This is a genomic window from Tautonia sociabilis (assembly GCF_003977685.1).
Taxonomy (GTDB): domain Bacteria; phylum Planctomycetota; class Planctomycetia; order Isosphaerales; family Isosphaeraceae; genus Tautonia; species Tautonia sociabilis.
The window spans coordinates 1-22,300 of record NZ_RYZH01000017.1 but is presented as its reverse complement, the minus strand read 5'-3'; the positions used below and the strand labels follow the sequence as shown (position 1 = coordinate 22,300).

At 70.7% G+C, this 22,300-nt stretch carries 15 protein-coding genes; 6 read left to right on the top strand and 9 right to left on the bottom strand.

Annotated features, from left to right (window positions below):
- The first annotated feature begins 97 nt into the window (after positions 1 to 97).
- Together TsocGM_RS10375 and TsocGM_RS10370 are read left to right on the top strand one after the other, a co-directional pair.
- Positions 98 to 2,689, top strand: a complete 2,592-nt coding sequence (locus TsocGM_RS10375) for a bifunctional YncE family protein/alkaline phosphatase family protein (protein WP_233578722.1) — start codon at positions 98 to 100, stop codon at positions 2,687 to 2,689.
- A gap of 360 nt (positions 2,690 to 3,049) precedes the next feature.
- A complete protein-coding gene (locus tag TsocGM_RS10370; protein WP_126725248.1) occupies positions 3,050 to 4,063 on the top strand; it encodes a hypothetical protein in 1,014 nt (337 codons plus the stop codon).
- 225 nt (positions 4,064 to 4,288) lie between these two features.
- On the opposite strand, the gene TsocGM_RS10365 is transcribed toward TsocGM_RS10370, so the two are convergent.
- The 5 genes from TsocGM_RS10365 to TsocGM_RS10345 form a co-directional block, all read right to left on the bottom strand.
- Complete coding sequence (locus TsocGM_RS10365) at positions 4,289 to 5,998, bottom strand: M20/M25/M40 family metallo-hydrolase (protein ID WP_126725247.1); 1,710 nt, start codon at positions 5,996 to 5,998, stop codon at positions 4,289 to 4,291.
- A gap of 148 nt (positions 5,999 to 6,146) precedes the next feature.
- Entirely contained in the window at positions 6,147 to 7,601 is a 1,455-nt protein-coding gene (locus TsocGM_RS10360; protein ID WP_126725246.1) for a hypothetical protein, read from the bottom strand.
- Positions 7,602 to 7,778: 177 nt separating this feature from the next.
- Complete coding sequence (locus tag TsocGM_RS10355) at positions 7,779 to 8,138, bottom strand: rhodanese-like domain-containing protein (RefSeq protein ID WP_126725245.1); 360 nt, start codon at positions 8,136 to 8,138, stop codon at positions 7,779 to 7,781.
- An 82-nt stretch (positions 8,139 to 8,220) separates the two neighbouring features.
- On the bottom strand, positions 8,221 to 8,883 hold the full coding sequence (locus TsocGM_RS10350; RefSeq protein WP_233578720.1) for a TVP38/TMEM64 family protein: 663 nt from the start codon (positions 8,881 to 8,883) through the stop codon (positions 8,221 to 8,223).
- A gap of 230 nt (positions 8,884 to 9,113) precedes the next feature.
- The gene (locus tag TsocGM_RS10345; protein WP_126725243.1) at positions 9,114 to 10,127 is read right to left on the bottom strand and encodes a DUF3500 domain-containing protein; all 1,014 of its coding nucleotides are present in this window, start codon (positions 10,125 to 10,127) and stop codon (positions 9,114 to 9,116) included.
- Between the two features lie 615 nt (positions 10,128 to 10,742).
- Here TsocGM_RS10345 and TsocGM_RS10340 point away from each other — a divergent pair.
- The gene (locus TsocGM_RS10340; RefSeq protein ID WP_126725242.1) at positions 10,743 to 11,630 is read left to right on the top strand and encodes a ferredoxin reductase domain-containing protein; all 888 of its coding nucleotides are present in this window, start codon (positions 10,743 to 10,745) and stop codon (positions 11,628 to 11,630) included.
- 182 nt (positions 11,631 to 11,812) lie between these two features.
- Here TsocGM_RS10340 and TsocGM_RS10335 read toward each other — a convergent pair whose 3' ends face one another.
- The 4 genes from TsocGM_RS10335 to TsocGM_RS10320 form a co-directional block, all read right to left on the bottom strand.
- A complete protein-coding gene (locus TsocGM_RS10335) occupies positions 11,813 to 13,840 on the bottom strand; it encodes an ATP-dependent helicase (RefSeq protein WP_126725241.1) in 2,028 nt (675 codons plus the stop codon).
- Positions 13,841 to 13,988: 148 nt separating this feature from the next.
- On the bottom strand, positions 13,989 to 14,495 hold the full coding sequence (locus tag TsocGM_RS10330) for a dihydrofolate reductase (protein ID WP_126725240.1): 507 nt from the start codon (positions 14,493 to 14,495) through the stop codon (positions 13,989 to 13,991).
- Between the two features lie 34 nt (positions 14,496 to 14,529).
- Positions 14,530 to 15,366, bottom strand: coding sequence for a thymidylate synthase (locus tag TsocGM_RS10325; protein WP_126725239.1), 837 nt, complete (start codon positions 15,364 to 15,366; stop codon positions 14,530 to 14,532).
- 1,134 nt (positions 15,367 to 16,500) lie between these two features.
- On the bottom strand, positions 16,501 to 17,907 hold the full coding sequence (locus TsocGM_RS10320; protein ID WP_126725238.1) for a cytochrome P450: 1,407 nt from the start codon (positions 17,905 to 17,907) through the stop codon (positions 16,501 to 16,503).
- Positions 17,908 to 18,106: 199 nt separating this feature from the next.
- Between TsocGM_RS10320 and TsocGM_RS10315 the strand changes: the two genes are divergently transcribed.
- The 3 genes from TsocGM_RS10315 (at position 18,107) to TsocGM_RS10305 (ending at position 22,010) form a co-directional block, all read left to right on the top strand.
- The gene (locus TsocGM_RS10315) at positions 18,107 to 19,750 is read left to right on the top strand and encodes a hypothetical protein (protein WP_126725237.1); all 1,644 of its coding nucleotides are present in this window, start codon (positions 18,107 to 18,109) and stop codon (positions 19,748 to 19,750) included.
- A 278-nt stretch (positions 19,751 to 20,028) separates the two neighbouring features.
- Positions 20,029 to 20,796 (top strand): creatininase family protein, encoded by a 768-nt coding sequence (locus TsocGM_RS10310; protein ID WP_126725236.1) that lies wholly within the window; start codon positions 20,029 to 20,031, stop codon positions 20,794 to 20,796.
- Between the two features lie 260 nt (positions 20,797 to 21,056).
- Positions 21,057 to 22,010, top strand: a complete 954-nt coding sequence (locus tag TsocGM_RS10305) for an SCO family protein (protein WP_126725235.1) — start codon at positions 21,057 to 21,059, stop codon at positions 22,008 to 22,010.
- The last annotated feature ends 290 nt before the right edge of the window (positions 22,011 to 22,300 follow it).

Genomic DNA, 22,300 nt, shown 5'->3' with positions numbered 1-22,300 from the left:
CCCGGCTTCGGCCGAGATCCTGGCCGGAGGCCCGGACCCGGGTTAGGGTAGGGGCCGGCGTGCCCCCTGGATTCCTCCCCGCAAGGACCCCCTTCCCATGTCCGTCCTCCCCCGATTCCCACACCGACGCCGAGGGTTCGTCGCGGCGACGATCGCCGTGGTCGCGATGCTGGCGATGATCCCGGCAACCGTGCCGGCGCAGGAGCCGGCCGCCGAGGTCCCGGAGGCCGTGAAGACGATCTGGCCGGGCATCGAACCGGACGGCGGTGTGCTGCTGCCCAACGGCTGGACCCTCCGGCCGGCCGGTCGGCAGATCGCGCTGGCGGGAGACTTCCCCGTGCTCATCGCCCGGCACCCGAGCGAGCCGATCCTCGCCCTGCTGTTCGCCGGCTACCGCTCTCACGAGGTCGTGACGCTCGACGCCGAGTCGAACCAGATCCTCAGCCGCGTTTCGCTGCCGGCCAGCTTCTCCGGCCTGCTCTGGTCGGCCGACGGCTCCCGCCTCTTCGCCGGCGGCGGCTTCGACGACGTGATCTACCGCTTCGACCACCGCGCCGGGCTGCTCTCCAACCGAACCACCTTCCGCTACCCCGGTCCCCTCGTCCCCGCCGCTCCGCCTCCCGATGACGAGCAGGACGTCCGCCGCACCACCCAGCGCGTTCCCGGCGGCCTGGCCCTCTCGGGAGACGGCTCGACCCTCTGGGTCGCCAACACCTGGGGGCACACCGTCTCCCGGTTCGACGCCGAGACCGGCGCGTTCCTCGGCGAGACCGACACCGGAGCCGGCTCCTATCCGTACGGCCTGGCCATCGACGAGGCCCGGGGCCGCGTCTATGCGAGCCTCTGGGGAGCGATGAGCGTCTCGCTGATCGACCTGAAGACCGCCGAGGTCGTCGGCCGCTGGCCCACCGAGGAGCACCCCAACGAGCTGCTCCTGGCCCGAGACGGCGCCTTGCTCTACGTCGCCAACGCCAACCGCAACACGGTCACCCTCTTCGACACCGACGCCGGCCGCGCCCTGGAGACGATCGGCACCGCCATCGCCCCCGACGCCCCCAGCGGCTCGACCCCCAACGCCCTGGCCCTCTCCCCCGACGAGACGGTCCTGTTCGTCTCCAACGCCAACACGAACAACCTCGCCGTGGTCAACGTCGAGGAGCCCGGCCGCAGCAAGGCGATGGGCTTCATCCCCGTTGGCTGGTATCCCACCTGCGTCCGCCTCTCCGACGACGGCAAGACCATCTACGTGACCAACGGCAAGGGAGCGATGTCCCGGGCCAACCGCAACGGTCCCCAGCCCACCCCCGGCGGCCGGCCGCCCACGGTCGAGTACATCGCCGGCCTGTTCGAGGGCACCCTCTCGGTCATCCCCATGCCCGACCCCCAGGGCATGGGCACCCTCACCCAGACCGTCTACCAGTGCAGCCCCCTCCGACGAGACGACCCGGCCGCCGTGACCGCCGCCCGCCCCGAGGGGAACCCGATTCCGGCCAAGGTCGGCGACCCCTCTCCGATCCGCTACTGCATCTATGTCATCAAAGAAAATCGTACTTATGACCAGGTCTTCGGCGACATGCCCGAGGGGAACGGCGAGCCCGCCCTCTGCCTCTTTCCCGAGGAGGTGACGCCGAACCATCACGCCCTGGCGCGCGAGTACGTCCTGCTCGACAACTTCTACGTCGAGAGCGAGGTTTCCGCCGACGGCCACGAGTGGACCATGGCCGCCTACGCCACCGACTTCGTCGAGCGCACCTGGCCGCTCGGCTACCGCGGCGACCGCCGCGTTCCGTACCCGGCCGAGGGGGCGTTCGCCATCGCCACCCCCGCCGGAGGCTACCTCTGGGACCGCGCGAAGGCCGCCGGTATCAGCTACCGATCCTACGGCGAGTGGGTCCAGAACGGCCCCAACCCCGGCGACCCCGGCGTCGCTCGGGCCGAGGCCCTCGAAGGGCATATCGATCCCTTCTACCGCGGCTACGACCTTAACTATCCCGACGTCAAGCGCGCCGAGCGGTTCCTCGAAGCACTCTCCCGATTCGAGCGCGAGGGAGAGATGCCGCGGTTGCAGATCGTCCGGATCGGCAACGACCACACCTCCGGCACCCGCCCCGGCGCCCTCACCCCCCGAGCGATGGTCGCCGACAATGACCTGGCCTTGGGGATGATCGTCGAGGGCCTGAGCAAGTCCCGATTCTGGCCCCAGACAGCGATCTTCGTCGTCGAGGACGACGCCCAGAACGGCCCCGACCACGTCGACGCCCACCGCACCGTCGCCCTCTGCGTCAGCCCCTACACCCGGGGATCGGGCACGGACTCGACAATGTATTCCACCTCGTCGATGCTCCGCACCATGGAGCTGATCCTCGGCCTGGAGCCCATGAGCCAGTTCGACGCCGCCGCCCGGCCCATGTACCACTGCTTCCATGCCGAGCCCGACGCCACCCCCTACGAGCTTCGCCCCGCCCGGATCGACCTCGAAGAGACGAACCTCGCCACCGCCTGGGGCGCCGAGCTGTCCAACCGCCTCGACCTCTCCCGGGAGGACGCCGCCGACGACCTCCTCTTCAACGAGATCATCTGGCGATCCGTCAAGGGAGCCGACTCCCCCATGCCCGCCCCCGTCCGCTCCGCCTTCGTCCTCCAGGTCGAGGAGGATGAGGACGACGCGGCAGCCGACGACGACGAGTGACCCGCCACCGCCGGCAGGTCGATCGCTTCCCTCCCGGCGAATCGATCGCGTCACGACCAGGCGCCGGGCGAAAGAGGGTCGATGGCTCGCACTCCTCGACAGGGCCGAGGCGAAGGCGACCGGCGCCGACGTCCACTCGATCCGAGCGGCCTGGCTCGCCGAGGTCAGGCCGCTCGGCGACTCGCCTCGTGCCTCGATCGGATCGGGGCCGGCGTGAGCCGGCCGCGGTTGACCGGCCAGGCGGGAGGGCCTATGATCCAACCCGCCCCGGGTCGGCCTGAGCCGGCCGGGGGAGACCGTACGAAGGAACGAACGCGACGCCCGCTCGATCGGAACCGATCGGAAGGGGAGGGACTCCCGATGCTCGGCGCCATCATTCTGGCGGCCTCGATCCCGACGCAGTTGCCTCCGCCGCCGGCCGTCGATCCCACCGCCCCGGCCTCGGCCTCGGCGCCGGAGTCCGGAGGCGCGGCGGGCGGCCCTCGCTTCGCGTTCGAGGTACGCGACATCCAGGTCGAGGGGCTCGACTGGCGAGGGGTCCTCAAGGGGAAGACCCGCCGGCTCGGCTGGCAGGCCGGCGTCTCGATCTGGGCGATCGACGAGCGCACCGCCCGCTCCCTGATCGAGCACGTCCAGAAGTCCCCCCGCACCGTCGTCCTGCAGGCTCCCCCCGCCGTCGCCGAGGCCGGCCAGGCCGCCCGGACCTTGACCGGCTCGACCGTTCAGCTTGTCGTCGACCTCGAGCGCCGGGCCGACGGCCCCCCCGGGCAGGAATCGGGAATCGCCTACCTGCCGATCCTGGAGCAGATGCACAACGGCGTCGATCTGAGCCTCTCGGCCACCCCCGACGCCGATGGCCTCGTCGTCGGCCTGAACCTCGACGAGTCGACCATCCAGGGGATCCACACCGGATCGTTCGAGGACGCCGTTGACGGCCCCTCTCCCGCCGAGGACCGCCCGATCCTCGGCCTCTTCCGCCGCCGAGCAGAGGAGGACCCCAACGTCTCCCGAGCCGGCGCCATGAAGCTCCAGGCGTCCTTCCAGGTCCCCGAGGTCGTCCGGTCCCACGTCGAGGGGGCCTGGCCCCTGAAGCCCGGAGAGTTGCTGCTGGTCAGCCTCGGCGCCCGGACCACCGCCGAGAAGTGGGGCCGCCCGGTCGTGGTCGAGCGTCTCGTGCTCGTCTCCGCCCGGCCGGAAGGGGTCGCCGGCCGCCGCTCCATGCTCGGTGCCGGCCCCGTCGGCGAGACCGGTGCCGGGGGAGGTGCCGCCGCCTCGCCGTTCCCCTCCCTCCCGTCGGCCAGCACGCCCGACTCCGCTCCTCCCCCGCCGATCGTCCCCGGTCTCGGCGGTCCGGGGGGCATCCTGCCCGAGTGATCCCGAGGCTCACCGAAGACAGAGGATCGACGATCGAGGGAGGCCGGGGCCGACCCGACCCCAGCCTTCCGCCGATCCCGTTGCCAAGCACCCCCGGGGCCGAAGTCCCACTCGCCTCGCCAGTGGAACGGTACCGACTTGGAGCTGGACGATCGATCGGCTTCGCCCCGGGAGGATCCGGTTCCCGAGGCGGGGGAAGCGGCCGATGACGACGGGGAGGCGGGATCAGCGCCCCGGGGCGGGCTTGCGGGGCAGTAGCTCGTCCATCATCGCGGTCCGGTACGCGAAGGCGGCCATGATCACGGCGGCCTGCTTCAGGTCGTCGGCCTGGGCCCGCTCGAAGCTATCCATCGTCGAGTGGTGCGTCCTTGTGTTGTACTCGATCGGGTCCTGGATGAACTGGAATCCGGGCAGGCCGATCGCGTCGAACGGCAGGTGGTCGGTCCCCCCGGTGTTCGAGGAGGAGAGGGTCGAGGCGCCCAGGTCGTCGAACGGCTGGAGCCAGCGCCGGAAGATCGGCCGCACGGCCTCGTTCCCCTGGAGGTAGACGCCCCGGATCTTGCCGGTGCCGTTGTCGAAGTTGTAGTAGGCGGCGAAGCGGTCGTACTCCTCGGTCGTCTTCAGCTCGCCGTCGTCGTTCCGAGCCCCGAAGTGCTGCGAGACGTAGTTCCGGGAGCCGTGGAGCCCTTGCTCCTCGCCCGACCAGAGGGCGATCCGGATGGTCCTCCTTGGCTTCAGGTCGAGGGTCTTGATCAGGCGGACGGCCTCCATCGCCACGGCGCAGCCGGCGGCGTTGTCGGTGGCGCAGCCGGCGCCGTGCCAGGAGTCGAGGTGCCCGCCCACCATCACCACCTGCTCGGCCAGCTCCGGGTCCGACCCCGGGATCTCGGCCACCGTGTTCGCGGCGGTCAGGTCCTCGTCGTGGAAGGTCACGCGCAGGTCGACCTCGATCGTCGGCTCGACGCCCTGCTTGATCATCCGGACGAGCCGGTTGTAGTGTTCCACGGCCATCGTCACCTGGGGGAGCATCGCCGGGGCCTCGGGGTCCCAGGGGCGGACGCGGTTGCCGCCGAAGGGGCTGCCGCCGCCCTGGGGCTCGGCGTCGGGGTCGCGGGGGACGGAGGCCGACTGGACGAAGATCGTGCCGCCGTCTCCTCTCGGGCTGCAATCGACGACCAGGGCGGCCCCTTCATCCATCAGGAATTTGTCCCGCTTCGCCAGCACGGCGGCCCGGGCGCGGAAGGCGGCCATCTGCTCCTCGGTCGGCCGTCGCCGCTCTCCCGAGGGCGGGCCCTGCCGGCGGCGATCGGCCGGGTCGGGGGCGTTGGCCAGGGAGAGCAGGCGGTCGTCGCCGAGCCGGGTCGCCTCCGGCTCGAAGTGGGCCTCGACCTCGCGCTCGTCGCTCACCAGGACGATCGCCCCCTGGAGCTTGCCCTCATACGTCGCATAGTCCTCCTCCGATTCGAGTTCCAGGAGGACCACCTTCCCGGTGATCGGCCCCCCCGTTCCCGGGGACCACGCCTTGGGCATGGCGATGATCGGGATGCACTGCGGCTCGACCACCTGCATCGAGAACCGGTCCAGCGACCAGCCCCGGCCGAACGTTCCCCACGGCTCGACCGCCGCGTTCTCCAGGCCCCACGAGGCGAGCGTGTCCCTCGTCCAGGCGTTCGCGTGCCTCATTCCCGGCGAGTTCGTCAGGCGAGGGCCGATGACGTCGGTCAGGTAGCTGAGCGTCTCCATCACCTGCGAACGATTCAGCCCCTCGTCCTTGAGCTTCTCGATCGCCTCGGCGATCGCCGCCTCCGGCCCTCCGTCCCGCTCCTCGGGACGCTCCTGGGCAAGCAGCGCCGGGGAGAAGCCCGGCATCGTCGGCAGGGTGATCGCCAGGGCGAGCCCCGCCAGCGGAACGAGTCGGCGCGCGTGGTCGAGCATCGGGTCGAAGCCTCCTCGGTGGTCGTTCGGATGATCGATGTGAGCGTCCGGTCGCCGGACTTGGGCGAGGAGAGCGCCGCGATGACGCGGCGGCGGCGCCCCGAGTCGAATCGGCGACGATCGCCGCGTCACCGTCCCATCCGGATCGCTATGACACCGGGTAGACGACCTGGATCGTCAGCTCCATCGCCACGACCTGAACGGCCATCAGGGCCGCCGTCCCTCCCAGGGTCGCCGCTCCTCCCCCCATCCGGTCCTGTCCCGGCCCGGCGGCGGCCAGCAGCATCGGGAAGAAGGGGAGCCAGAGCCGGCCGACCTCGCTCAGGTTCCTTCCCGAGAGCGTCAGCACCGCCAGCACCGCCAGCGACAGCCACGACACCCTCGGAGCCCGTCCTCCGGCCATCGCCACCAGTCCCCACGCCGTCGCCGGCAGGCCGAGCCCGACCGCCAGCTCGACCGGATTGGCCGCCAGCCACGCCAGGTAGCTCCTGGGATGCTCCACGTAGAACCCGGCATGGTTCCGCTGGTTCCACCACCAGATCGCGAACGGGTTCGCCCCGGTGGCCGCCCAGCCCAGCAGCGTCGGCACCAGGAACCCCACTCCCGTCAGCACGAAGCGGGAGACTCGCCGACGGGCCGGCTCGCCGGGGGACGTCGCCATCGTCAGGCCGACAATCAGCCCGACGGCGAGGAAGACGAGCGAGCAGGCCATGCCCGCCGCCAGCACCGCTCCCGCCAGCACCGACGCCGCCGGCCCCCTCCGGGTCGCCAGCGCCACGGCCGAGGCCGACAGCAGCGGGAAGGCCGCATCCGCCGTCGGCTGGAACAGCACCGCCGACGGGACCAGCGGCCAGAGCGCCGCCGACGACCACGAGACCGCCGGGCTCGCCCCCGACCCTCTCAGCATCAGGTAGAGCGGCGCCGAGGCCGACGCGCTGGCCAGTAGCGTCAGCACCGCCACGAGCACCAGCGCCGAGCGGTCCGCCCTCGGCATCGGGCCGATGATCTGCCGGAAGGCGTTGTCCAGTTGGTCGGGCATCGCGTCGTCGACCGCCCTTGCCAGCCCCGGCGACGAGTCCATCAGCCCCAGCGCCGCCCGGGAGAGGACGAACAATCCCGGCGGATGGGTGCCGATATGATAGACATCCTGCTCCTGGATCCACTCCGGATACGAGGCCAGGAACGCCGACGGGTCCGCCATCTCCTCCCGGGCGACGTGGAAATAGCCGCTTGAGCCGCTCATGGCCAGCGTGACCGCCTTGGCGATCCCGTATCCCGGCGGCGCCGCCCCCATGGCCGCCACCTGAGCGGCGGCTCCGAGGCCCACCAGGGCCGCCACCCAGGCCGCTTCCCTGCCCCGTCCCGGCCGCTCCCGGCCCAGGTCGCGGCGGCCGATCGCGGCGAACCCGGCGTACAGCGCCAGGCCCGCCAGCGCCAGGCCCACGTCGGCCGCCACCGGCCGGATCCCCGGCCCCAGCCTCGACCACGTCCACTCCCCCGGCACCCCGAGCGGGATCTCCCGGTTCCGGAGCATCCCCGCCAGGCCCGCCACCAGCCCTGCCGAGGCGATCAGCACGAGGATCGGTGCGGTCCTGGGTCGCATCGATGGGAGTCCGGGGGAGGTCGGAGGCCGGAGGCCGGAGGCGGGTCGGCCGATCGCCCGATCGCCCGGGGGCATCGCTCGGCCTCCTCCGAGATCACTCTGATCGGGAACGTCACCGATGGGAAGCCGGCTCTCGCATCCGGCCATCATCATCGGCCAGCAGCCTTCCCGCTCCGATCAGTACCGCGGCACCCCCGGATCCACGGCGGTCGACCACGCATCGATTCCCCCCTCCAGGTTCACCACGTCCGCCATTCCCCGATCGGCCAGCCACCGAGCCGTGGCGAGCGACCGGACGCCGTGGTGGCAGTAGATCACCAGCGGTCGGCCGGCGACGACCTCCCGCAGCGCGTCGAGGCGCTCGGGGACATGGCCGATCGGCACGTGCAGGTCGAGCACGGAGGGCGGCAGGGGGATGGCGGAGAGCAGCCGCTCCTCGGGCTCTCGAACGTCCAGCACGACCAGCGGCTCGCTGGCGTCGAGCCGCCGTCGCAGCTCTTCAGGCGGCCAGCGGCGGACGTCGGTGGTCGGGATCATCGAGGGGTCCTCTCGGATCGGATCGGAGTTGCGGTGATCGGGGGAGGGCGGTCGGGGGGGAGTCGCACCCGGGGGGCGGCGGTCATCGCGGTGCGGGCTCGGCGTCGAGTTCCGCCCCGGCTTCGGCCAGGGCGCGGCGGGCGATCCGGGAGAGCACGACCACGGCCACCAGCGTCGAGCAGACCAGGGCGATCCACCCGACCGGGCCGATCCCCTCGGGCTGTCGGCCTCCGGCCGAGGCGCCGAGCAGGGCGTAGGCGGCCGATCCCGGCAGCATTCCCACGAAACTCGCGACCGCGTAGCTCCTGAACCGGATCCCCGTCAGCCCCAGCGCGTAGTTGGCCACGTTGAACGGCACCGCCGGAGTCAGCCGCAGCAGCAAGACGACCCACCCTCCCCGCTCGGCCAGGGCCCGGTCGATCGCCTGGAATCGGCGATCTCCCGCCACCCGACGCCGGATCGCCTCTCGGGCCAGCCGACGTGCGATCAGGAAGGCGGCCGACGCGCCGACCGTGGCCGACCCCGCCGCCAGCGCCGCGCCGGCGACCGGGCCGAACAGGTAGCCGCTCGCCGCGGTCAGAACCGACCCCGGGGCCATCAGCACCACCGCCACCGCGTAAACGGCCGCGAAGCCAAGATAGCCCCAGGCACCGGCGCGTTCGATCCGGGGGAACAGCACCGCGTCGGCCCACTCCGAGGCCGGCAGCGCCCGCCACAGCAGGGCCAGGCCCAGCAGGGCGAGCATCGCCGCGATCCCCCGGATCGCCGGGCGGCCGATCCCACGGCCGGCGCCCCCGGACGCGTCTTCCGCGCTCATGGCAGTCGACTTACGCCTCCAGGAGGCCGGCGGGACGGGTGTTCCTGAGAATCAACGTGCGTTGATCCGTGACGGCGGCGATGGAGGCGTGGCGCCATCGCCGGGCGAGGCAAGGCACGCCTCACCTCACCTCGCCTCGCCTCGCCCCGGCCCCGAGATCACTCGGCCTCGGCGGCGATCGGCTGGCCGAAGTCGCCGAGCATGCTCCGCCAGACGCTGTGGATGTGGTTGGCGTTGTTCTGCGTGTTGTTGAACTCGATCAGGAAGGTCGGCCCCTGCACCCGGTAGGCGTGCGGCTGGTTCCGGTCGGCCGGCCCGAACCAGGCGAAGGCGATCGTCTCCGGCCCGGCGTCCCGGATCTCGGTCAGCCAGGCCTCGGCCACTCGGGCCGGCATGTCCATCGCGTAGGCCTCGATCAGGGCCCGGAGCATGGTGCGCTGGGCGTCGGTCATGTCGTCGAAGGTCAGGCCGACGGCCTCCTCGGTCGGCGGCTGGGGGGCGTTGGCCGCCCGGACGTCGCTCGGGGCCTCCTCGGCGACCACGGCCTTCCGCCGCTGGTTCTCGTCCAGCGCCTGCACCAGCCGCAGGGCCCGGTCCTCGATCTCCGCCAGCGTTCGCAACCCCTCGCGGTCTCCCTGTCGGACCTCCGCCGGGTTGGCCCCGAAGAAGGCGGGGGTGGCCGAGACGACCTCGCCGTCCTCGATCGTGAAGTTCAGGCTCAGGTGGTGCCCCTCCACCCGCCATCCCCAGCGGCCCCGGTTCGAGGGCTCGCCGAAGACGCTGAAGTAATACAGCTCGGGATCCCGGTGCGGGGCGTTGTTCTCCAGCTCGTGGAGGATCTGCTCCAGGCTCATGATGGTCGTGGCCTTGACCGTCCCCTCGGCGCTGAGGCCGGTGGCCAGCAGGCCCAGGGCCAGGCTTCGTTCCTCGGGGGTCATCCGCTTGATCGGCAGCCCCTCGCGCTCTCGGGGGATGAAGTGCCAGTTCAGCCGCTCGGGGTCGTCGAAGGCGAAGGTGGCCGTCTCGCGTTTCTGGTCGTCCAGGGCGTCGAGGAAGCGTCCGGCCGCGGTGGCCATGGCGGCACCGGGCCGATCCGCCGCGGCGCCGGCCCAGAGGGCGAGGCTGATGATCCCGATCGTGCCCAGGGCCAGGCTCGGCTTCAATCCGCGCATGGGGCGTGCTCCCGTTTGGCTGCGGGGGCCGGCTCGACCCGACCGAGACGCGATCCCAGCGCCCCGCTGTCGCCTCCCCCTGGTCGGAGCGGCCGCCCGCCCCGACCCGCCCCGCCATCCTACCGATTGTTCAACCGACTGCCACCCAGCACCGCCGCCGATCTCCCACTTGCTCAACCGGACGATTGACTTCTGTGCCTCTGTTTCTTTGTGCCTCTGTGCCTCTGTGTTTCTGTTCCTCTGTGCCTCTGTGTTTCTGTTCCTCTGTGCCTCTGTGTTTCTGTTCCTCTGTGCTCCTGTGTTCTCGATTCTCTCGATTCTCTTGTGCCCCTGTTCTCCTGTTCTCTTGTGTCTCTGTTCTCCTGTGCCCCGCTTCCTCCTTCTGGCGCTGGCCCTTCCCCCAACCCCGAGGAGGCCGAGGCGGGAGGAGGATGAGCCCCCGGGGGGCGTCGAGGGGGGGGCGAGCCCCGTCGCTCCGGCCTCGGGCGCCGGACGATCCGTCCCCCCGCGTTGACCCCCCCCGCTCCCGGGCCCAAGATAACGGGGGGCGACCGCCGACCATTCCCTCGGGGGCACGCCCCTCGATCTCGACGCCTCCTCGCGACCGGATCCATCATGCCCCCATCGCCCCCCGATGCCGACCGCCCCGTCCCCCAGAGCCGCTACAAGCCCGAGGCCCCCGGCCTCGCCCGGGTTGTCTCCAGCACCCGGCTGACCCCGGATCACGCCCCCGAGGTGCGCCACGTCGTCCTCGACCTCGGCGGCCTGGACTACCCCTTCCTCGAAGGCCAGAGCCTCGGCGTCCTCACCCCCGGCGTCGACGACCGAGGCCACGCCAGCCGACTTCGTCTCTACTCGATCGCCTCCGGACGACAGGGGGAGGACGGATCCGGCCGGCTGGCCGCCATTTGCGTCAAGCGAGTCGTCCGCCGCGATCCCCAGACCGGCGCCATCCTGCCCGGCGCCGCCTCCAATTTCCTCTGCGACGCCCGGCCCGGCGACGAGATCCTCGTCACCGGGCCCGTCGGGACGTCCTTCCTGCTGCCCGACGACCCCCGATCCAACCTCATCCTCGCCGCCACCGGGACCGGCGTCTCCCCCTTCCGCGGCTTCCTGAGGCGGGTCTTTGTCGAGCACCCCGGCTGGACCGGCCAGGTCCGCCTCTTCTTCGGCGCCCGATCGGCCGCCGAGTGCCTGTATGCCGACGAGTTCGCCTCGTACCGGGACCGTCCGAATTTCCGGGTCTCCTACGCCCTCAGCGGCGAGCAGCAGACGGCCGACGGCCAACGCATGCACGTCCACCATCGGATGGAAGAGCGGATCGAGGAGCTCTGGGACCTCCTCGATCGCGAGGAAACCCTGCTGTTCATCTGCGGCAAGAAGGGGATGGAAGACCAGATCGAGGCGGTCCTGCGCCGTCGGGCCGACCGCGACGGAATCTCCTGGCCCGCCTTCCGCCGAGTGCTCCTGGACTCCGGCCGCCTGCTGATCGAGACCTACTGACCGTCCGTCCGGGCCGACGCGACTCGGGCCGGGCCCCGATCAGCCGGCCTCGGGCCCCGCGATCCGGTCGATCCGGCAGCGCTCCCGGAGGTTTCCTCCCGAAACCGGGCCGAGCGGCGGGTCTCCCTCCCGCGATTGCGACCCCGGCTCGGCGGGACGGCCGAGCCGGCCGGGGAGCCGGCTCAGGGCCTGGGCCCCTCGGTCCAGGCCAGGTCGTTTTCGCTCTCGATGTCCGCCACCTCGTACAGGTCCGGGTCGACCTCGGTGATGAACCGGCTCGGCGTCGTCAGGATGCTCCCCTGGCCTGGCCGGGAAACCATCAGCGGATACGTCAGCCACAGTTCGTCCATCGCCCGGGTGACGGCCACGTAGAAGACCCGGCGCTCCTCGTCCTCTCCCCCCGGCTCGGCCAGGGCCCGGTCCCCCGGGAAGCCGTGCTCGACCAGCCGGGGGACGATCACCCGGGACCACTCCAGCCCCTTCGCCTGGTGGATCGTGCTCAGCACCAGTTGCTCACCGTCCGGCTCCGCCTCCTCGCCGAGCGAGTCCATCCCGTACACGTCTCCGGCCAGCAGCAGGTCGGCCACGAACTTGTCCAGGCTGTCGTACCGCGCCGCCAGCACCGAGAGTTGCTCCACGTCGGCCAGCCGCTGGTCCGGGTTCTCGTACTTCGCCTTGGCGATGGCCGGGTAGCCCCCCCGAAGCACCGCCAGGATCGCCTCCGACGGGTTCGACTCCGGATCCGCCGCTCGAATCGACCGCAGGTCGGCCACCAACGCCGCGAACTCCCCCCGGCTCTTGGCCGGCACGAGCTTCATCGCCTCGGACGTCTCCAACGCCGCCATCGGGCTGTCCGACGCCAGCAAGAACGCCCGGAGGCTCGCCGACTTCGCCGGGCCGATCCCCGGCAGCAGCGGCAGCAGCCGGGCCCACGCCGGCTCGTCTCTCGGGTTCGCCTGCACGCGCAGGTAGGCGAGCACATCCTTGATGTGGGCCTGCTCGAAGAACCGCACCCCGCTGCGCACCGTGTAGGGGATCCCCCGCTGGGTCAGCTCCCCTTGCAGCAGGATCGAGTCGTGGTGGTTCCGGTACAGCACCGCCATCCGGGACAGGCCGATCCCCGCTTCCCGCCACTCCAGCACCTGCTGGCAGATCAGGTCCGCTTCCTCGAAGGCGTCGGCCGTGGCGACGACCACCGGCCTCGGGCCTCCCTCCCGGGCCGAGACGAGCGTCTTGGGGAACCCGGCCGAATTCCTCGCGATCGACGCGTTCGTGAACGCCACGATCTCCGGCGTCGATCGGTAGTTCGTCTCCAGGCGGAAGACCCGGGCTCCCGGGTTCCGGTCGGGGAACCTCAGGATGTTGTCGTAATGGGCTCCCCGGAACCGGTAGATCGACTGCGCGTCGTCCCCCACCGCGGTCAGGTTCCCCGCGCCGGCCCGGGCGATCGCCTCGACCAGCTCCACCTGCACGATGTTCGTGTCCTGCATCTCGTCGACGAGCAGGTGCCGGAACATCCTCCCCATCGCCGACCGATGCTCGGGGTGCTCCTCCACCAGCGTCTTCCACAGCCCGAGCAAATCGTCATAGTCCATGCAATTGCTGGCCCGCTTGCGCCTCGCGTAGCAGGCCGCGGCGGCCACAACCTGCTCGGTCCAGTCGAACCAGTCGGGGTGGCGCTCGGCGACCAGCTCGGCCAGGGGGCGCTTCACGTTGAAGGCGAAGCTGATCAGGTGCTGCACCGCCGCTGGTTTCGGCGCGAAGCGGCCGGTGCCCACCAGGCCGGCGTCCTCCATCGCCAGCCTCACCAGGTCGCGCTGGTCCTCCCCGTCGAGGATCGTGAAGTTCGGGTCGTACCCCACCGCCTTCGCCGACTTCCTCAGGATCCGGTTGCCGATGTGGTGGAACGTCCCCGCCCAAACCTTCACCGCCTTCGGCCCGATCAGCCCCTCCAGCCGAGACACCATCTCCCGGGCCGCCCTCCGGGTGAAGGTCACGAGCATGATCGCCTCGGGTTTCACCCCCCGGGCGATCAGGTAGGCGACCCGGTACGTGATCACCCGGGTCTTGCCCGACCCCGGCCCGGCCAGGATCAGGTTGAACCCGTCCGGCGCCGTGGCCGCCGCGAGCTGGGCCGGGTTCAGCTCGCGCTCGAAGCGATCGCGCAGGCGGTCGTTGCCGGGCTTCTGCAGTCGGATCTTGCGGGTCATGGGGCGGGCTCGGTCGGCCGATCAATCAATCAATCAACCGATCGGTCGATCGATCGGGGCGTCTGAGGGCGAGGAGAACGGATCCGGGGCCGGAGGCGTTTCCACCCATTCTGATCGCCCGCCAGTCTCCGGGCCAGCCCGTCGTTGCTCATCCCGGAGCGAGGCGGCGCAGCACTTCGTAACGGTGCGGATCGGGGTTCCGATCGTCGCTCGGCCACTGCTCCGATCGCTCGACCGCCCATTGCTCCGGCCGGATGGCCTCGATCGGGAACCTCGCGTCGCCGTCGAACCGGCCCTCGACCACGGTCAGGTGGATTGTGTCGCAGATCGGCAGGACATACCGGTAGAGCTGTTCCCCGCCGACCACCATCGCCTCCTCGGCGCCGGACTCGGCCGCGATCCGCAACGCCTCGTCCGGAGAGTGAGCCACGACGCATCCCTCGGGCTTCCAGCCGGTTCGCGACGAGACGACGATGTTCAGCCGTCCGGGCAACGCCCTCCCGATCGATTCGTGGGTGCGCCGACCCATCACGATCGGGTGTCCCATCGTGATCGCCCGGAACCGCTTCAGGTCCCTCGGCAGGTGCCAGGGGATCTCCCCGTGTTTTCCGATGATCCCGTCCGGGCTCGTCGCCACCACCAGCGCCACCCTCATCGGTAAACCTCAGTGTCCCCGACCGCCCCGACGCTCAGACTGCCACCTCGCCCTTGAGGGTCGGATGGTGCCGGTAGTTCTCCAGCACGATCTGCTCCCTCCGGACCTCATCCAGGCTCGACACCGCCGGATCGATCCGCAGGGTGGGCGGCGGGAAGGGCGATCGGGAGAGCTGTTCGTCCACCTGCTCCAGGTGGTTCGAGTAGATGTGGGCGTCGCCGATCGTGTGGATGAACTCGCCGACCTGAACCCCGGTCACATGGGCCACCAGGTGCGTCAGCAGCGCGTAGCTGGCGATGTTGAAGGGCACCCCGAGGAACAGATCCCCCGACCGCTGGTAGAGTTGGCACGACAGCCTCCCCTCGGTCAGGGAGAACTGGAACATCGTGTGGCACGGCGGTAACGCCATCGCCTCGATGTCCGCCGGGTTCCACGCCGAGACGATCAGCCGCCGTCCAACCGGGTCGGTCGGGTCCTCCTTCAGCCGCTCGATCCCCCGCACCACGGCCGCGATCTGGTCGATCGTCCTCCCGTCCGGTGCGGCCCAGGACCGCCACTGCTTACCGTAAACCGGCCCGAGGTTCCCCTGCTCGTCGGCCCAAGCGTCCCAGATTCTGACCCCGTGTTCATGGAGGTAGGAGATGTCAGGCGAGCCCTTCAGAAACCAGATCAGTTCGTGAACGACCGCACCAAAAGCCAGTCGCTTTGTCGTGATCGCGGGGAAACCACAACTCAAGTCGTAGCGGACCTGTGCGCCGAAGAGGCTGAGGGCGTCGATTTTTTCTCCGGTTGATCGAAGCAAAGCGCGGGTCGGCTTCCGGACCCCATTCTGCCGGACCTTGCGTAATAAATTCAGATACCCCTGTTCCATGCCGGCCTCCATGGCTGATCGCGAAGCCTCCGGCCGACCTCGAATCGGACCCCTCCGGTTGGAGAATGCTCCGAGATCATCGTCCCCTCCTTGGGCCCCGACTCCGCCTCGCTTCGTTCGTTCCCTGTCCGAGGGGAGATTCCATCCATCCGAACGACCTAGCACTTGGTAGCCATCTTTTTGATCGAGTCGTTGCGCTCGGGGGTTTTAACCAGACTCGGAGTCGATCTCGCGACGTGCACGATTATGTGTTATCCGCCGCACGCTCGACGAGAGGTTGTCGATCTTCTCCGTGGAGGAATGATAGCGAGGTGGGACGAGGTCCGCTCCGTGATCTGAAGGCCACTCGCTTTGTGGCGATTACAGCAAGCTGTTCCCGCTGCCGCCTGTTGCGCTTTACGAGAGCCGGGGGAGAAACGCCGTCATTCCGTTCGGATCACTCCCAGGCCATTCATTCCAGATGATCTCCGGTGTGAGGCCGTGCGCTCGATCCCGGCCGGACCGCGCTCGTTGACAATCCGGACGTCCTCCGATCGACCGTTCCCAACCCCTCCCATCCGCGGCGCGCCCGTGACGGAACGAACCCAAGCAACGCCGTCCGATCGCCCGGGACCGCGTCGCAGCGTGTGTTGTAAGTCGAATGATTGAAACGGTTAACGTTGGTTGTGCTCGCGATTCTGTTGGCGAGGCCGGTTGGCGTACCGAAGCGCACCGATCGGCGCACCGGAGCGCACCGACTCCCCATCGGGGGGGTGATGGCGGCTCGGCGGCCTGGGCTCCGGCTCGCTGGCGAGGCGGGGCTCGGCTCCTCCGGAGGGAGGGCTTGATGGGGGGCCGGGCCTGGGGCTCCGGCCGCTCCGGAGCCCGGTCGGGAGAAGCGCCCGGGGGCCGCGGCTCCTGGCGGAGCGAACCCATCGGATCACCAGGCGGCGTGGTCGTCGACGCTCAGGCGGTCGGAGCGCCGACGACTGGCGGAACGAACCCAACGAATCGCGGTCAGGGGGGCCATCACGATGCCGGAGTGATTGTCGTAAAGTCTTGTTCTGAAATGTTTTGTGTTCTTTTCTCTCCCCTCGCTCCCGCCAGTCGGCCCGGCGGGCCGGAGCGCACCGATCCGCGCACCGGCTCTGGCGATCACGTCCCTCGGGCCGCCGGCCGGCGTTCCTGGAGGATGACCGGGAGGCCCCCCTCGGGGCGGAGGGTCATCGTCGGGATCGGCCGGGGGGAGACGCCTTCAGGGACCAGGGGCCGGAAGCGACGGGCGATGGCGGCCAGCAGGAGCACGGCTTCCATCTGGGCGAAGTGGTTGCCGATGCAGACCCTCGGCCCGCCGCCGAACGGGAAGTAGGCGTAGCGGGGGAGGCGGTGGGCCAGGCCGTCGAGCCAGCGATCAGGGACGAACGACTCCGGGGCGTCGAACCAGCGGGGGTCGCGATGGATGACCCACTGGCTCATCCACATGGTCGTGCCCGCCGGGGCCCGGTAGCCGCCGATCTCGACCGGCTCGATCGCCTCCCGGCCCAGCAGCCAGACCGTCGGCAGGACGCGGAGCGCCTCGGTCACGACCGCGTCGGTGTAGCGCAGCCGGGGCAGGTCGGCCGCCTCGGGGGGCCGTCGGCCGCCGTCGAGCACCTCGTCCAGCTCGTCGTGCAGCCGGGCCTCGACCTCGGGATGCCGGGACAGCAGCAGCCAGATCCAGGCCATCGTGTTCGCCGTCGTCTCGTGCCCGGCCAGGAACAGGGTGACGACCTCGTCTCGGAGCTGCCGGTCGGACATCCCCCCGCCGTCCCCCTCGGAGTCGGTGGCCAGCAGGAGCATCGAGAGCAGGTCTCCCCGGTCGGCCTTCTCCCGGCGTCGGCCGGCGATGATCTCCTCGATCGTGCGGTCGACGACGGCCATCGCCTTCCGGAACCGGACGTTCTCCGGCACCGGCAGCCAACGGGGTAGAGGAACGATTCGGTTGACCCTCCGGGTGAAGTTCACCATGAGGATCTCCATCGCGTCGGCCACCCGGTCGGCTCCCCGAGCGATCTCGGCGTCGAAGAGCGTCTTGGTGACGATCTCCAGGGTCAGCCGCATCATGTCGGCCTGGGCGTCGCGACGCTGGCCGTCGGCCCAGCCCCGGAGCATCCGCTCGGCGGCCTCGACCATGACGGCGCCGTACCCGGCGATCCGGTCGCGGTGGAAGGCCGGCTGCGAGAGCCGGCGCTGGCGACGCCAAAAGTCGTGCTCGCTGGTCAGGAGCCCCTCGCCGAGTGTCGGCTTGGCCGACTTCAGGGCGAAGTGCTTAGTGAACTTCCGGTTCTGGTGGACGAGCACCTCTTCGACCAGCTCCGGGTGGTTCAGGGCCCAGATTCGCCTCGGCCCCAGCCGGATCGCCACCACGTCGCCGAAGGATCGGGAGCAGTCGGTCAAAAACCGCAGGCGATCCTGCCGGAACTCCCGGAGGTGCCCCTTGAGCCAGTGCCCCTTCGGTCCCGGGGGGCGGTTTCCCCGGGCGGGGGTCGGCGGCGGGAACGAGGGCGGGGGGGCGACGGTCATGGCGAGGGCCCTCGGGGAGGTCGTCGGCGTCGTCGGCTCGCATGATCGCCCCTCGACCTTACCGGCAACCCCTCCCCTCGTCGAGCCGCCGGCCCGATGGACCGCCCGCGGGGCCGGTGCGTAGAATGCCCGCGACCGGGACGCCCGAGATCGCGGGGAAGGATCCCGATGCGTCCCCCGGACCGAGGAGCCGCCCCCGATGCCCCGGCACCCGATCGCCCCGGAGTCCGACCCCGGCGACGACTCCCGGCCCAACGAGGCCGATCTGCTGCTCGACGAGGCGGCCCTGCTCCCCGACACCGAGGGGGAGCCCCTCGATCACCCGGCGCTGGACTCCATCGACCCCGACCTCCTCTCGGCCTCCGTCCGCTCCGCTCTGGCCGACCTCGGCGGTCCCCGAGGCCTGGCCGCCGTCCGAGTCGTCGAGGCGATGGGGGACCCCGACCTCTTCGACGCCCTGGCCGACGCCCTGCTCGACCAGCCGGACCTGCCGGTCGACCTCCTCTACCGGGCCCTCCAGGTCCTGGAGGGCTCGGGCCGCATCGAGGCCCGGCCCGAGCTGTTCGCACTTCGGGAGGAGCTGATCGAGGCCCTCGACGGCGACGACGCCACCCTCGACGGGCTGATCGAGCAGATCGAGGAGGAGCCGGAAGACGTTTGGATCCCGCTGCAAGGGCTGGCCGAGATCGAGCCCGACGTTCGCGCCGAGATCGTCGCCGAGCTGGGAGCCGGCGGCCCGATCGGCCCGGGCACCGCCGAGCTGCTCCGGCTGCTCTGCTACGCCCACGACCCGGCCCTTCGCCGATCGGCCCTCGACGCCCTGGAGGCCGCCAGCCCCGCCGAGCCGGGCGGCCCGGCCGGGGACGACCCGGTGTCGCGGGCCTGGCTCGACCTGGCGGCCCACCACCCCGATCCCAACGTCTCTTCCCGGGCGAGCAGGCGGCTCGGGAACCGGGGCCCCTCGGGCCCGGGCCTGCCGGCGGCTCGGCCGGCGCCGAGGATCGTCGCGAGCCTGGTCACCGGGCTCGACGGCCGGGGACGAGGCCAGGTCGCCCTGGTGGCCGACGATCCCGGGGCCGGCCTCCGGGTCTGCTCGGCATTCGGCTGCGACGTGATGGCCGGCGTGGTCGCGGTCGTCGGCCGGATCGCCCCGATCGCCGACCCCGAGCCCGGAGCGGCCCTGCTGGCCGAGCTGCGCGGCCATCCCGGCCGAGACGAGGTCGAGGGGGCCCCCGAGCTGGCCCTCGGCCTGCTGGCCGGCGCGCTGCTGCTCTGCGGCCCCGGCACGACCCCCGCCCTCCGCTTCTGGCTCGAGCGCACCGCCGGGCCGGCCCTCGGCCCCCGCCCGTTCTCCGGCCTGGCCCTCGACCCGGCCGAACGGTCCCCGCTGCTCGATCCCCCCCCGTTCGAGGAGATGGCCTCCCGGGTCGACGACGTGCTCGACGCCTGCCCCGGCTGGATCGACGACTCCGACCTCACCTTCGAGCTGGCCGAGGAGCTGCTGCTCCGCTGGGGAGGCGCCCCGCCCGACCCCCGTCGCGACGCCGGAGCCTATCGCTTCCTGTTTGAGCATCGCCTCCGAGATCAGTTGGAACTCTATCGACGCATGCTCTTCTGGATGGGATGGCTCTGGCAAGCCGCCGGCGCCCCCGAGCTGGCCCGGTCGTCGCTGGCCCTGGCCGAGCAACTGTCCGACCCCCAGCACGTCGTCCCCTCCCACCCCTTCGCCTCCGCGCTGGCCACCCGCAGCCTCCTCGCTGCCCAGAACGGCCTCCGCCTTGGCCTCGACCTGCGCGACCCCGCCGCCCGAGCCCGGATGGAGGCCGGGGACCTGCCCGGCTGATCGGCCTCGTCGCGTCGAGGATGGAGGAGCATGACGGAGCCGGAGGCCAGCCGTCGGTGGCGCGGGGCCAGACGGGACGGCGATCGTCTTGATGCCCTCTGGGCGCCGCTCTGCCCCGCCCTTCGCCCGACCGCCTCGCCGGCCCCCGGCTTCGGGCATCATGGGGGAGCGAGGAACCCGCGCATCACGCGGGCCCGGGCGCTAGAATGGGCTTCGGGTCGGTTCGGCCGATGCGACGGGAGGCATCCGGGCCGCCCTCCTGGGAGACCACCACGACCATGGAACGCTGGAACCTCGCCGAGCTGACCTACGACGACGTCCGCTCGATGCCCCCCTTCGAGGTGGCCGTGATTCCCCTCGGCGCGACCGAGCCGCATAACCTGCACCTGCCCTACGGCACCGATACGATCCAGGTCGAGGTGATCGGCCGGCTCGCCTGCGCTCGGGCCGCCGAGCGCGGAGCCCGGGTGGTCCTGCTGCCCGCCCTACCCTACGGCACCGAAACCAACCAGATGCGCTTTCCCCTGGCGATGAACCTCAACCCGAGCACCGTCGCCCGGGTCCTGACCGACCTCGTCTCATCGCTGGAAACCCACGGGATCCTCAAGTGCGTGTTGCTCAATGGCCACGGCGGGAACTCCCTGAAGTGGTATATGCGCGAATCATTCGGCAAGACGAAGGTTCACCTCTTCCTCTGCGACTGGTATAACGTGGCGAAGGATCGCTTCGGTGAACTCTTCGAGGACGCCGGCGACCACGCCGGGGAACTGGAAACGAGCATGGGACTGGCCTACTTTCCCCAACTGGTCCGGATGGAGCGGGCCGACGACGGCTCGATGGCCAAGACACGATTCGAGGCGGTCAACCGCGGCTGGGTCGGGATCACCCGCCCCTGGCACCTGCTGACCACGAACTCCGGGGCTGGCAACCCCCACCCCGCCTCGGCCGAGAAGGGCCGGGCCGTCACCGAGATCGTCGTCGACCGCCTCGCCTCGTTCCTCACCGAACTGTCCGAGAGCCCCGTCGACGATCGCTTCCCCTACTGATCTCACCCGTCGGGCCCGATCGACCGCGATCACCGGCAGACCTTGCCGGGGCGGTCGGCCGGCTGGCTGGCTCGGGCCCGTAGACGAATGATCAGGATGTAATGCAAGCGACCATCCCCAGTCCGGCGCCCAAGGCCGGTCTGGGGGCCCCGAAGCGGAACGAATCGAGGCGGTGGAATCTCGATTTCGCGCATTGAGATTATAGAATAACCATAAGAAATCCTCCCCGACTGCCTTCCCCCCCGCGACCCGCAGCTGATATGCCCTCCCCGAATGGCTCGATCCGAACGCTGACTCGCCTCGCCCTGGCGGCCCTTCCTCTCGCGACGGGCTGCGACGCGACGGCTCCCCGGCCGCCCGAGGCGGCCTCCCCGACCCCGGAAACACCCGAGCCCGGGGAGGTTGCCACCTTCTCGTTCGAGGGCGTTGTCCGCCACGTCGACCCCGACTCGGGAGTCGTCTCCATCGACCACGAGGACATCCCCGGCCTCATGCCGGCGATGCTTATGGACTTCCACCCCGAGGACCGGGCCCTGCTCGAGGACACGGTTGTCGATGACGAGGTGGTCGGCACGCTTCGCGTCGAGTATGGGGATCGCGGCGAGGTGACGGCGCTCGACCTGGTCGACCTGGTCGTCTCCCGCCCCGCCCCTCCCCGGCCCCCGGGGGCCGAACCGGGCTCAGTCTCACCCCCCGGGCTGCCGCCGAGGCTCGAACCCGGCCAGCTTGTCCCCGACTTCGAGGTGACCACGCAACAGGGGGAACCGCTCCGGCTGTCCGACCTGCGGGGCAAGGTCGTCGTCCTGACCTTCGTGTTCACCCGCTGCCCGGACCCGAACTTCTGCCCACTGATGGACGCCAAGTTCGCCCAGCTGGCGGATCGGGTCGCCCGCTCTCCGGAACGGACCGAGCGGGTGCGGCTGCTGTCGGTCAGCTTCGATCCCGAGCACGACACTCCCGAAGTGCTCGCCAGCCACGCCCGCCGGGTCGGCGCCGACCCTCCCCTGTGGACCTACGCGGTCGCCTCGCACGAGGAACTGGCGAAGGTTTCCTGGCCGCTTGGGCTGTCCTACGGGCCCGACGGCGCCGCCATCCGACACACGCTGAGCACCGCCGTCATCGCCCCGGACGGGACGCTCGCCCGGCTGGAGGAGGGGAACTCCTGGACCCCCGCGGATCTCGACGGTGAGATCCGACGCCTGCTCGACCGCTGACCGGCGGCGGCCGGGGCGGGCCTCGGCCGCCCCGGCGCGTTCACAAATCCGAGCGAATAATGACTTGCAAAACAAGTACGATTCGATATGCTTCCGGTGCTGGATCGCGGCGATGGCCGCCGCGAGGGCCGTGCCGGACCCGGCGGGCGGCGGTCCGGCGTCACGATTCCGGGCCCGGAGGCGCCCGAAGCGTGCTCTGATGTTGTTTCTTGACTGGCCCGTGATATAATCGATCATGTACGTGCGCCGTCCGCTCCGCCCGCGGCGGCGACCAACCCCACTGGCCCCCC